The 11,571-nt window shown below is 73.9% G+C and carries 11 protein-coding genes; 3 read left to right on the forward strand and 8 right to left on the reverse strand.

Annotated elements, in window-relative coordinates; genetic code table 11:
- Positions 1-97 precede the first annotated feature (97 nt).
- From pheT to infC, 7 genes are all read right to left on the reverse strand, one after another.
- Entirely contained in the window at positions 98-2,599 is a 2,502-nt protein-coding gene (gene pheT, locus ACFP3U_RS36310; protein ID WP_380230046.1) for a phenylalanine--tRNA ligase subunit beta, read from the reverse strand.
- Entirely contained in the window at positions 2,599-3,720 is a 1,122-nt protein-coding gene (gene pheS / locus ACFP3U_RS36315) for a phenylalanine--tRNA ligase subunit alpha (protein ID WP_380230047.1), read from the reverse strand. The genes pheT and pheS overlap by 1 nt, the downstream gene beginning before the upstream one ends.
- Before the next feature lie 245 nt (positions 3,721-3,965).
- Entirely contained in the window at positions 3,966-5,069 is a 1,104-nt protein-coding gene (locus ACFP3U_RS36320; RefSeq protein WP_380230048.1) for a sensor histidine kinase, read from the reverse strand.
- A 150-nt stretch (positions 5,070-5,219) separates the two neighbouring features.
- Entirely contained in the window at positions 5,220-6,086 is an 867-nt protein-coding gene (locus tag ACFP3U_RS36325) for a TrmH family RNA methyltransferase (RefSeq protein ID WP_380230049.1), read from the reverse strand.
- Positions 6,087-6,292: 206 nt separating this feature from the next.
- Positions 6,293-6,688: a 50S ribosomal protein L20 gene (gene rplT, locus ACFP3U_RS36330; RefSeq protein ID WP_030055649.1), complete on the reverse strand. Its 396-nt coding sequence runs from the start codon at positions 6,686-6,688 to the stop codon at positions 6,293-6,295.
- 109 nt (positions 6,689-6,797) lie between these two features.
- Positions 6,798-6,992: a 50S ribosomal protein L35 gene (rpmI, locus tag ACFP3U_RS36335; RefSeq protein ID WP_045701618.1), complete on the reverse strand. Its 195-nt coding sequence runs from the start codon at positions 6,990-6,992 to the stop codon at positions 6,798-6,800.
- 138 nt (positions 6,993-7,130) lie between these two features.
- Positions 7,131-7,889 (reverse strand): translation initiation factor IF-3, encoded by a 759-nt coding sequence (gene infC, locus ACFP3U_RS36340; protein ID WP_380230054.1) that lies wholly within the window; start codon positions 7,887-7,889, stop codon positions 7,131-7,133.
- 449 nt (positions 7,890-8,338) lie between these two features.
- On the opposite strand from infC, the gene ACFP3U_RS36345 reads away from it, so the two are divergent.
- Positions 8,339-8,716 (forward strand): DUF1844 domain-containing protein, encoded by a 378-nt coding sequence (locus ACFP3U_RS36345; protein WP_380230050.1) that lies wholly within the window; start codon positions 8,339-8,341, stop codon positions 8,714-8,716.
- 100 nt (positions 8,717-8,816) lie between these two features.
- Here ACFP3U_RS36345 and ACFP3U_RS36350 read toward each other — a convergent pair whose 3' ends face one another.
- The gene (locus tag ACFP3U_RS36350) at positions 8,817-9,590 is read right to left on the reverse strand and encodes an SseB family protein (protein ID WP_380230051.1); all 774 of its coding nucleotides are present in this window, start codon (positions 9,588-9,590) and stop codon (positions 8,817-8,819) included.
- A gap of 140 nt (positions 9,591-9,730) precedes the next feature.
- Between ACFP3U_RS36350 and ACFP3U_RS36355 the strand changes: the two genes are divergently transcribed.
- Together ACFP3U_RS36355 and ACFP3U_RS36360 are read left to right on the forward strand one after the other, a co-directional pair.
- Positions 9,731-10,963 (forward strand): amino acid deaminase/aldolase, encoded by a 1,233-nt coding sequence (locus ACFP3U_RS36355; RefSeq protein WP_380230052.1) that lies wholly within the window; start codon positions 9,731-9,733, stop codon positions 10,961-10,963.
- Between the two features lie 77 nt (positions 10,964-11,040).
- The gene (locus ACFP3U_RS36360; RefSeq protein ID WP_380230053.1) at positions 11,041-11,457 is read left to right on the forward strand and encodes a hypothetical protein; all 417 of its coding nucleotides are present in this window, start codon (positions 11,041-11,043) and stop codon (positions 11,455-11,457) included.
- The last annotated feature ends 114 nt before the right edge of the window (positions 11,458-11,571 follow it).

Raw genomic sequence — 11,571 nt, forward strand, 5'->3', positions numbered from 1 at the left:
CAACAGCTCGACGGGGCGAAATGATCAGGATCCCGAATTCACCAACAGCGTCGGACGTCCCGGTCGGGGCCCCTCGTGCCCTGCGGCGGGCGGGCCGTCAGGCGCCGCGCAGCACCGCGCCGGTGCGGGCGAGGGCCTCGGCGACGGCCGCCTCGCGGGCGGCGCTCGCCTCGTCGGCGGTCAGTGTGCGGTCCGCGGCGCGGAACCGCAGCGCGTACGCCAGCGACTTGCGGCCCTCGCCGACCTGCTCGCCGGTGAAGACGTCGAACAGCCGGATCGCCTCCAGCAGTTCACCCGCCCCGGCGCGCAGCGCGGCCTCGACCTCGGCGGCCGGCACGGCCGCGTCGACGATCAGCGCGACGTCCTGGGTGGCCACCGGGAAGCCGGAGACCGCCGGGCCCGAGACCCGCTCGGCGCCGTCGGCGGCCAGCAGGTCCAGGTCGAGCTCCATCGCGGCGGTGCGCTCGGGCAGGCCCATCGCCTTGACCGCGCGCGGGTGCAGCTCGCCGGCGTGGCCCACCACGCGGTCGGTGCCGGCCACCAGCAGCTCGGCGCAGCGGCCCGGGTGCCAGGGCAGCAGCTGGCCCTGGCGGACGGTCAGCTCCACACCGGCGGCGCGGGCCACCGTGCGGGCGGCCTCGATCGCGTCGGCCCAGCCGGCCTGGGAGCCCTTGCCCCACCAGCCGGACGGCAGCCGCTCGCCGGCCAGCGCGACGGCGACCCGGCGCGGCTGGTGCGGCAGCGCGGCGTCCAGCGCGGCCAGCTCCTCCTCGGTCGGGCGGCGGTCGACGGCCGGACGCGGGGCGACCGACAGCTCGTCCTTCGGCAGGAAGACGGTCCCCGTCTCGAAGATCGCCAGATCGGTGTTGCCGCGGCCGACGTTGCGGCGCAGCGCCCCGAGCAGGCCCGGCAGCAGCGTGGTGCGCAGCCCCGGCTCCTCGTCGTTGAGCGGGTTGACCAGCGTGACGGTCCGGCGGCGGCGGTCGTCCGGCTCCAGGCCGAGCGCCTCGAAGGAGGCCTCGCCGACGAACGGGTAGTTGTTGACCTCGACGTAGCCGGCGCCGGCCAGCGCCACGCCGACCCGGCGGTGCATCCGCTGGGCCTCGGTCAGGCCCTTTCCCGGCGGGACGGTGGGCATCCGGGCGGGGACGTTGTCGTAGCCCTCCAGCCGGATGACCTCCTCGGCGAGGTCGTACGGGTCGGTGAGGTCGGGGCGCCAGGTCGGCGGGGTGACCTCCAGGACGTCGGCGCCGGCGACCGAGCAGCCGATCTCCTGCAGGCGCCGGGTGACGGTCTCGCGGCCGTACGTGGTGCCGGCGACCCGGTCGGGCAGGTCGGCGGCGATGGTGATGGTGCGCACCGGGTGCGGGGCGGCGATGTCGGTGACACCGGCCTCGGCGGTGCCGCCGGCGATCAGCACGAGCAGGTCGACGGCGCGCTGCGCGGCGGCGCGGGCGGCCTCCGGGTCGACGCCGCGCTCGAAGCGCTTGGACGCCTCGGAGGGCAGCTTGTGCCGCTTGGCGCCGCGGGCGATGGCGACCGGGTCGAAGTGCGCCGCCTCGATGATCACCTCGGTGGTGCCCGGTCCTGCGGCCGGGTCGAGGATCTCGGTGGAGGCGCCGCCCATGACACCGGCCAGGCCGATCGGGCCGCTGTTGTCGCAGATCAGCAGGTCCTCGGCGGACAGCGCGCGCTCGACGCCGTCGAGGGTGGTGAGGGACTCGCCCGGCTCGGCCCGGCGGACCGTGATCGGGCCGTCGACGCGCTGCTTGTCGTAGGCGTGCAGCGGCTGGCCGACCTCCAGCATCACGTAGTTGGTGATGTCGACGGCGAGCGAGATCGGGCGGATGCCCGCCTTCTGCAGCCGGCGCTGGAGCCAGATCGGGGACTTGGCGTCCGGGTCGAGGCCGACGACGGTGCGGGCCACGAAGCGGTCGCAGCCGGCCGGGTCGTTGACCTTCACCAGGTAGCCGAAGGAGTTGGCCGGCGGCACGTCGAGCAGCGCCGGGTCGGCCAGCGGCAGCCCGTACGCGGCGGCGGCCTCGCGGGCGACCCCGCGCATGGACAGGCAGTAGCCGCGGTCCGGGGTGACGGCGATGTCGAGCACCTCGTCGACCAGCTGGAGCAGCTCGATCGCGTCGGTGCCGGGCTCGTACTCCGGCGGGAGCACGATGATGCCCGCGTGGTCGTCGCCCATGCCCAGCTCGCGGGCCGAGCAGATCATGCCGGCCGAGGTGTGGCCGTAGGTCTGGCGGGCGGCGATCGGGAACGGGCCGGGCAGCACGGCGCCCGGGAGGACGACCACGACCTTGTCGCCGACGGCGAAGTTGGTCGCGCCGCAGACGATCTCCTGCGGCTCGCCGGTGCCGTTGGCGTCGCCGACGTTGACCCAGCAGTGCCGGATCGGCTTCTTGAAGCCGGTCAGCTCCTCGATGGAGAGCACCTCGCCGACCACCAGCGGGCCCTTGAGGTCGCCGCCGAGCTGCTCGACGGTCTCGACCTCCAGGCCGGCGCGGACCAGGCGCTCGGCCACGTCGCGGCCGGTCTCGCCGGTCGGCAGGTCGACGTACTCGCGCAGCCAGGAAAGCGGGACGCGCATCAGATCTCCATCCCGAACGGGAGGGTGAAGCGCACGTCACCCTCGACCATGTCGCGCATGTCGGCGACGTTGTGACGGTTCATCAGGATTCGCTCCAGGCCCAGGCCGAACGCGAAGCCGCTGTAGCGGTTGGGGTCCACGCCGCAGGCGACCAGCACCCGCGGGTTGACGACGCCGCAGCCGCCGAGCTCGATCCAGCCCTCGGAGCCGCAGGTGCGGCAGGGCCGGTCCGGGTTGCCGACCGACTCGCCGCGGCACACGAAGCACTGCAGGTCGATCTCGGCGCTCGGCTCGGTGAACGGGAAGTACGAGGGCCGCCAGCGCAGCTCCAGGCCGTCGCCGATCAGGGTCGAGACGAGCTGCTCGATGGTGCCCTTGAGGTCGGCGAAGGTGATGCCCTCGTCCACGGCCAGGCCCTCGACCTGCCGGAAGACCGGGGTGTGGGTGGCGTCCAGCTCGTCGGTGCGGTAGACGCGGCCGGGGCAGACGATGTAGAGCGGGGGCTCGCGGTCGAGCATGGTGCGGGCCTGGACCGGGGAGGTCTGGGTGCGCAGCACCACGCCGGAGTCGGCGGTGCCGTCCGGGGCCTGGACGAAGAAGGTGTCCTGCATGGAGCGGGCCGGGTGGTCAGGGCCCAGGTTGAGGGCGTCGAAGTTGAGCCACTCCGCCTCGACCTCGGGGCCCTCGGCGACCTCGTAGCCCATCGCGACGAAGGTGTCCTCGATGCGCTCGGCCAGCGTGGTCAGCGGGTGGCGGGCGCCGCGCGGGGTGCGGTCGAAGGGCAGGGTGACGTCCACCGCCTCCTCGACCAGGACCCGGGCGTCGCGCTCGGCCTCCAGTTCGGCCTGCCGCTTGGCGAGCGCCTGGTTGACGGCGCCCCTGGCCTGGCCGATCAGCTTGCCGGCGGCGGCCTTGGCGTGCGGGGGCAGGGCGCCGATCTCGCGGTTGGCGAGGGAGAGCGCGGAGCGGTCGCCGGTGTGGGCGACCTTGGCCTGCTTCAGCTCGTCGAGGCTGGTGGCGGCGGCGAACGCGGCGAGCGCCTCGTCCCGGGCCGCCTCCACCACCTCGGGCTTGAGGGCCTCGACCTCGACCGGGTCGTACGACTTGTTGGGTGCCGACATCTCTATCTTTCCCGTGCTCCTGCTCGTCCGTGCTCAGGTAAGGGGCTCGTTCTTCGCGTCACGCCCGACGTGGCCGGGGCACGGGCAGCCCCGCCTCGGTACTCGGGAGGAGATGTCCGCGGCACAGCCGCGCAGGGCGTTCCACAACGCCAAAGGTCGAGTGTAGTCGCAGCGCGTAGCGCGACCGCCGTGAAGCCCTGCCGGTGGACCGACTACAGCATGCTGTGCCGGTCGTTCATGCTCCTTCAGAGCATGAAGTCGGGAATCCCGGCGGGCAGGATAAATCGGAAGCGGGCGCCGCCGCCGGGCGCGCGGTCCACCCGGATCGAGCCGCCGTGGGCCTCCACGATGCCCTTGACGATGTAGAGGCCGAGGCCGGTGCCGCCGCGCTTGGAGCCGCGCCAGAAGCGGGTGAAGACGCGCGGCATGGAGTCCTCGGGGATGCCGGTGCCTTCGTCGCTCACGGTGACCGCTGTGCCTTCCAGGATGCGGGGCGGGGTGCCGGGGCGCTCCCAGACGGGGGCCTCGACGACCTCCTTGGCCGGTGCCACCTCGATGGTGACAGTCCCCTCGCCGTGCCGCACGGCATTTTCCAGCAGGTTGGCGAGCACCTGGTCGACCTTGTCCGGGTCGGCCCAGAGCACCGTCAGCGGCTCGCCGATCCGGATGTCGAAGCGCTCCTCGGGGATGCCGGTGGCGACCTTGCGCTCGACGTGCCGGCGGACGGCGGCGGCCAGGTCGACCACCTGCTTGCGCAGCTCCAGCCGGCCCGCGTCGATCCGGGAGATGTCCAGCAGCTCGGCGATCAGCCGGGTGACCCGGTCGGCGTCGGCGTCCACGGTCTCCAGCATCAGCCGCTTCTGCCCGTCGGTGAACCGCTCCCACTTGGCGAGCAGGGTCGCCGTGAAGCCCTTGACGCTGGTGAGCGGCGAGCGCAGCTCGTGCGCGACGGTGGCGATCAGCTCGGCGTGGCTGCGCTCGGTGCGCCGGCGCGCCTCGGTGCCGCGCAGGGCGACCACCAGCCGCTCGACCGGGCCCCTGGGGTAGGCACGGACGTACCGGGCGGAGACCAGCACCTCGCGGCCCCCGGGCAGCAGCAGATTGCGCTCCGGCTGGCTGGTGCGGACGGCGAGACCGCCGTACGGGTCGGTCAGCTGCCACCAGCGGCGGCCGTCGAGGTCCTCCAGCGGGAGGACGTCCGCGAGCCCGCTGCCGAGCGCGGCCTCCGGGCGGACGCCGGTCAGCCGGGCGGCGGCGCGGTTGAAGCAGACCACCCGGCCTCGCGCGTCGGCGACCACCAGGCCGTCCGGCAGGTCGTCCGGGTCGAGCTCTGGCCCGCTGCCGACCATGGGTGTCCTCCCCGATTACCCACCGTGTCTTTCCCCCCACCGAGGCAGACCCTAGCGTCTCGCGGCCTCGTGTAATAGGGCTCACGAGGAGTTCCCGGCGCGCCCGGGCGGCCCGTCCGCCGGGCGGGCGACGGGGGTTCGCAACGGACCCTACCCGGCCGCGCGGCACCCGCCGGGCGAGCGCTGGGCGCGGGCGGAGGCGTACAGGCAGACCGCGGCGGCGGTGGCCAGGTTCAGGCTCTCGGCGTGTCCGTGGATCGGGACGCGCACGACCTCGTCGGTGAGCGCGCGGGTCTCCTCCGGGAGCCCCCACGCCTCGTTGCCGAACACCCAGGCGCCGGGCGCCCCCAGGGTGCCCTCGTCGAGCTCCTGGTCGAGGTCGCGCTCCCCCGCGCCGTCGGCGGCCAGCACCCGCACCCCGGCCTCGCGCAGCCGGCCGATCGCCTCCTCGACCGGCACGCCGACGGCGACCGGGAGGTGGAACAGGCTGCCGACCGAGGCCCGGACGGCCTTCGGGTTGTAGAGGTCCACGGAGGCGTCGGTGAGCACCACGGCGTCGGCGCCGGCCGCGTCGGCGGTGCGCAGCACGGTGCCGGCGTTCCCGGGGTCGCGGACGTGGGCGAGCACGGCGACCAGCCGGGGGCGGGCGGCGAGGACGTCCGCGAACGGGGTGTCGATGAAGCGGCAGAGCGCGACGATGCCCTGCGGGGTCACCGTGTCGCAGATCTCGGCGATGACCTCGTCGGTGGCGGTGAGCACCGGCAGCCCCTCGGCCAGCGCGGCCTCGACGATGCCGGGGTGCCGTTCGGCGGCCTCGACGGTGGCGTACACCTCGACGACGGCGTGCTCGCCCGAGCCCGGCAGCCGCCCGAACGCGACGGCCTCGCGGACGGCCTGCGGGCCCTCGGCGAGGAAGCGGCGCTCCTTGCCGCGCTGGCTCCGCTTGGCGAGCCGGCGGGCGGCGACCACGCGCGGCGAGCGCAGGGAGGTGAGCAGGGGGGAGTCGGTGCTCGGCATGATCTCGTCTCTGTACGGGCTTCTGTGCGGGCCGCGAAACGGGGTGACGCGAAAGCGGTGGCGCAAAACGCGGTGACACGGGTGACACGGGTGACACAGGTGACACGGGTGACACGAAACGCGGTGACGCAAACGCGGTAACGCAAAACCGGACCCGCAGGATCGAGCCTGCGGGTCCGGTCAGCTCAACACGGCTGATCCGAGGATCAGGCGGCGTCGGCGGCGGCCTTCGGGGCGTTGACGTCGGCCGGCAGCGCCTTCTGGGCGACCTCGACGAGCGAGGCGAACGCGCCCGGGTCGTTGACGGCCAGGTCGGCCAGCATCTTGCGGTCGATCTCGACGCTGGCGGCCTTCAGGCCCTGCACGAAGCGGTTGTAGGTGATGCCGTTGGCACGGGCCGCAGCGTTGATGCGCTGGATCCACAGCTGACGGAAGTCGCCCTTGCGCTTCTTGCGGTCGTTGAAGTTGTAGACCAGCGAGTGGGTGACCTGCTCCTTGGCCTTGCGGTACAGGCGCGAGCGCTGGCCGCGGTAGCCGCTGGCGCGCTCCAGGATGACCCGGCGCTTCTTGTGGGCGTTCACTGCCCGCTTGACGCGTGCCACTTGATTACTCCTTGGGTTGGACCACGGACTACTTCACGTGGTCCGTCATTCGAATGGGTCGGGAAGGATCAGCTGCCCCGCACACGGCTCGCACCGGGCGGGAGGGCGATCACTTGCCGAGAAGCTTCTTGATCTTCTTGGCGTCGGCGGGGGCCAGCTCGATCGTTCCGGCCAGCTTGCGGGTCAGCGTCGAGGGCTTGTGCTCCAGGAGGTGGCGGCGGCCGGCGCGCTCGCGCAGCACCTTGCCAGAGCCACTGATCTTGAAGCGCTTGCTGGCGCCACTGTGCGTCTTCTGCTTCGGCATGTCGCCGTATCTCCTCGTCGGTCCGTCCACGCCCGCGCGGTGTGCGCCGCGCGGGCGTGAAGGATGGATCTGCGGTGACCGGGCGGGGCGCCCCGTCACCTTGGTGGCCGGTCTCCCGGGCTCTCTGACCGGGGAAGGTCAGGCGCCCTGGGAGGCCTCGGCCGGCTGCTCGACCGGAGCGGCGGCCTCGGGGGCCTCCGTCTCGGCGGCGGCGTCCTGGGCCTCAGCAGGCTCGGCGTCGTCCGGGGCCTCGACGGCCTCGACGGCGTCCAGGGCCTCGTCGAACTCCTCGGACTCCTCGGCGGCGTCGGAGCCGGGGGTCCGGCCCTGGCGCTCGGCCTTGCGGGCGTCCGCGAGGGCGCGGGCCTCGGCCATCGCCTCGGTCTTCTTCTTGTGCGGGCCGAGAACCATGATCATGTTACGGCCGTCCTGCTTCGGCGAGGACTCGACGAAGCCCAGGTCCTGGACGTCGTCGGCGAGCCGCTGGAGCAGACGGAAGCCCAGCTCGGGGCGGGACTGCTCACGACCGCGGAACATGATCGTGATCTTGACCTTGTCGCCCTGCTTGAGGAACCGGACGACGTGACCCTTCTTGGTGTCATAGTCGTGCGGATCGATCTTCGGCCGGAGCTTCATCTCCTTGATGACCGTGTGCGCCTGGTTCTTGCGCGCCTCACGGGCCTTCATGGCCGACTCGTACTTGAACTTGCCGTAGTCCATGAGCTTGCACACCGGCGGCCGGGCGGTCGCCGCGACCTCGACGAGGTCGAGGTCGTACTCCTGCGCGAGCTCCAGCGCCTTGGCAAGCGGCACGATGCCGACCTGCTCGCCGCTGGGACCGACGAGTCGCACCTCGGGGACGCGAATCCGGTCGTTGATGCGGGGCTCGGTGCTGATGGGGCCTCCTCGGTTGCACCTTCTGCGATGCGGCCGTCGGACGGCGGTCGCACGTAGTGGACTCGACCACTGGGCGGGGCTTCATTCGTGCTGCGCTGTGGATCTCTGCGCCCACACCGCGACACGAAAAAAGCCCCGCTCGGTACAAGCGGGGCTCCACACAACCGGGGGCGACGCCCGGTGAGGGGCGCTGCGGCGACCGTCGGCGCTGGGCGCCCGTCGCGGACCGGACCCGTCGACCGCGAGGCCGATCGGGTGGGAGACTTTCGCGGTTGCCCTCTCGGGCCTCCTGGGTGGAGCCTCCTCTTGCTGGCCTGGCCTCCGTGAGGACGCCTGGCCGGTCAGTCTCGAAGCATACAGCGCCGGGGGGTCCGACGCCATTCCGCCCCCGTGTGCCCCGGCTTGTACGCTCCCTCTGTACGGACACCGGCACGACGGAAGAGCCCCCCTTGAGCAGCGAGCCCACCCAGACCCCCGCCGTCGACGACGAGGCGATCGGCTTCGACGACCTCACCCGGGACATCGCCGAGGTCCCGGCCGTCGAGGTGATCACCACCGTGGCGGTGCACCTGATGAGCGCCGCGGCCGTCAAGTGCGGTCTCGCCGAGGGCGGCGAGAAGGACAAGGACCTCGACGAGGCCCGCAAGCTCATCACCGCGCTGGCCGGCCTGATCACCGCCGGCGCGCCGGAGATCAGCAACTTCCACGCCGCGCCGCTGCGCGACGGCCTGCGCTCGCTGCAGCTGGCCTTCCGCGAGGCCTCGATCGTCCCGGACGCGCCGGGCTCGGGCCCGGGCGAGAAGTTCACCGGGCCGGTCTACTCCTGAGCCGACGGGCAGCAGAGCGCGATCGACGGCTGAGGGGCACCTGCTCACGTGAGTAGGTGCCCCTCAGCCGTCGATCGTTGTCCGTCCGCGCCCGGGTGCGTCAGCGCCGGTAGAGCGGTTCGCCCGGGAGGGCGGCGCTCGCCGGGAGCACCGCCAGGTCCAGCCCCCGGTCCAGCCGCACCCGCAGTACCGGGTCGGTCGCCACCGCCCGACCGATCCGCTGCGCGGCCTCCTGCATCCCGGTCTGGTCCAGCCCCGCGTCCAGCACCACCGCGAGCACCCCGTCGGAGTCCTCGGCCCCGGCCAGCAGCCCGGACGTCACCTGCGGCTCGGCGGCCAGCAGCGCCCGGACCGCCTCGCGCACCTGCGGGTCGGTCACCGGCGGCAGGTACGGCCGGTTCTCCGCCAGCGCCCGCAGCCGGGCCCCGGACAGCTGGAACGCCACCGGGCCGGCCGGGTCCACCAGCAGGGTGTCCGCGCGCTCGGAGAAGGCGACCATGGCGGCCTGCGGCGCGGCCACCGGCGCCGGGCGGGCGTCGGCCCGCCAGCGGGCCATCGAGGCCAGCGAGGTGAAGGCCGGCAGCGCCCGGCGGCCGTCGGCGGCCTCGACCAGCGGGACGGCCATGTCACTGCTCTTGTCGTGCCGGTGCCCGTGCTCGTCCACCTCGACCTCGCCGAGGATCGCCACGATCGGCACCATCAGCCGGGTGGGCGTCAGCGCCGCCAGCACCTCCGGTTCGGCCGCGCGGTCCTGCGCCCAGCGGGCGAGCGCGGCGCTCAGCGCCGGGTCGGCGGTGCCGTCGTCGCCGGAGAAGCCCGGGTCGGGGATGCTCTTGCCGACGAACGCCGGGTTGGGGAAGTCGTTGCGGTCCACCCGGCCGACCCTATGCCACCGCCCGGCCGCCCCACACGGACCGAAGGCCCCTCGCCCTGAAAGCCCCAGGCCCCCGTCCGCCCGAAGGTCCCCCGTCCGCCCCCTACCCGTGGGTAGGCCGGGTGTGGCAGTCTGCGCGCATGGCCACGCTCGAAGCCGCTGCCCGCACCGCGTCCGCCCCCTCGCCGGCCGCCGACCGCGCCCGGTACGACCGCGCCACCGCCCATCTGGACGGCCCGGTGGCCGTCGTCGACCTGGCGGCCTTCGACGCCAACGCCGCCGACCTGGTGCGCCGGGCCGGCGGCAAGCCGGTCCGGGTCGCCAGCAAGTCGGTGCGCTGCCGCGCCCTGCTGGAGCGGGTGCTGGCCGTGGAGGGCTTCGCCGGGGTGATGAGCTTCACCCTCGCCGAGTCGCTCTGGCTGGCCCGCTCCGGCCTGCGCGACATCCTGCTCGCCTACCCCTCCAGCGACCGCTCCGCCTTCGCCGAGCTGACCGCCGACCCCGAGCTGGCCGCCGCCGTCACCGTGGTGCTGGACGACCCGGCCCAGCTGGACCTGGTCGACGCGGCCCGGGCCGGCTCCGCCGAGGTGCGGGTCTGCCTGGAGCTGGACACCGCGCTGCACCTGCTCGGCGGCCGGGTCCGGGTCGGCGCCCGCCGCTCGCCGCTGCGCACCCCCGAGGACGTGGCCGCCTTCGCCGAGCTGGTGCAGCGCCGCCGGGGCTTCCGGGTGGTCGGGCTGATGGCCTACGAGGGGCACATCGCCGGCGTGGGCGACGCGGTGCCCGGGCGGCCGGTGCGCTCCGGGCTGATCCGGCTGATGCAGGCCCGGGCCCGCACCGAGCTGGCCGAGCGCCGGGCGGCGACGGTCCGGCGGCTGCGCCGGGTGGCCGAGCTTGAGTTCGTCAACGGCGGCGGCACCGGCAGCGTCGAGTCCACGGTGGCCGAGCCGGCGGTGACCGAGGTCGCGGCCGGGTCCGGGCTCTACCAGCCGCAGCTCTTCGACAACTACCGGGCGTTCCGGGGCCGGCCGGCCGCGCTGTTCGGCCAGCCGGTGGTGCGCCGGCCCGGGGTCGGCGTGGTGACGGTGCTCGGCGGCGGCTACCCGGCGTCCGGCGCGGCCGGGCCGGACCGCTCCCCCGTGCCCTACCTGCCGCCGGGGCTGCGCTACGACCCGATGGAGGGGGCCGGCGAGGTGCAGACGCCGCTGCTCGGCGCGCCCGCCGACGACCTGCTGATCGGCGACCGGGTCTGGTTCCGGCACGCCAAGGCGGGGGAACTCTGCGAGCGCTTCCCGGAGTTGCACCTGGTGGCGGGGGACGCCGTGGTGCGCACCGTGCCGACCTACCGGGGCGAGGGGCACACCTTCCTCTGACCTGCGCCGTTCCGCCCCGCCCGGAGCCGCGGTTCCACTACCGTGGGGCGGGAGACGGACCGACGGAGGGGGAGGCCGTGGAGGCCGAGATCGCACAGCTGGTGACGACGGGGGCCACGACGGTGGTCGGCCTGATGGCCACCGAGGGCTGGACGCAGCTGCGTTCGCGCCTCGCGCGGCTGCTGGGGCGCGGCCGGGACGCCGAGGAGGTGTCGGCCGAGCTGGAGGAGATCCGGGTCGAGGTGGTCCGCGCCGACGGCGACGCCGAGCTGGTCGGCGACCAGGCCGCCGAGCTGCGCAACCGGATCCGCCGACTGCTCCGCCAGGACCCGCAGGCGGCCGTGGAACTGCGCGCCCTGCTGGAGGAGTTCACCCCGCGGCAGCAGTCCGGCAGCACGGTGTACAACCAGATCAGCGGGGGGACGTTCAACGGCTCCGTCATCCAGGCGGGCCGGATCGGCCACAACCACCAGGCCCCGCCCGGCAAGGACTGACCCGCCCGACTCCGACCCGACCCCGCCGGCGCCGCCCGCACGGGGAACCTTGGCCGCACCTTAGGCCGACCGGCAATAGGCAGCCGCTGTCGGGCGACCGGGCAGGGTGGATGC

Origin of the sequence: Kitasatospora misakiensis (assembly GCF_042656005.1) — a bacterium.
Lineage (GTDB): Bacteria > Actinomycetota > Actinomycetes > Streptomycetales > Streptomycetaceae > Kitasatospora > Kitasatospora misakiensis.

Bases quoted from the DNA above. Each gene is read 5' to 3' on its own strand.
- ACFP3U_RS36325 (WP_380230049.1), bottom strand. From the start codon at position 6,086: ATGCCGAGCACCGACTCCCCCCTGCTCACCTCCCTGCGCTCGCCGCGC.
- ACFP3U_RS36355 (WP_380230052.1), top strand. From the start codon at position 9,731: ATGGCCACGCTCGAAGCCGCTGCCCGCACCGCGTCCGCCCCCTCGCCG.
- pheS (WP_380230047.1), bottom strand. From the start codon at position 3,720: ATGTCGGCACCCAACAAGTCGTACGACCCGGTCGAGGTCGAGGCCCTC.
- rpmI (WP_045701618.1), bottom strand. From the start codon at position 6,992: ATGCCGAAGCAGAAGACGCACAGTGGCGCCAGCAAGCGCTTCAAGATC.
- pheT (WP_380230046.1), bottom strand. From the start codon at position 2,599: ATGCGCGTCCCGCTTTCCTGGCTGCGCGAGTACGTCGACCTGCCGACC.
- ACFP3U_RS36320 (WP_380230048.1), bottom strand. From the start codon at position 5,069: ATGGTCGGCAGCGGGCCAGAGCTCGACCCGGACGACCTGCCGGACGGC.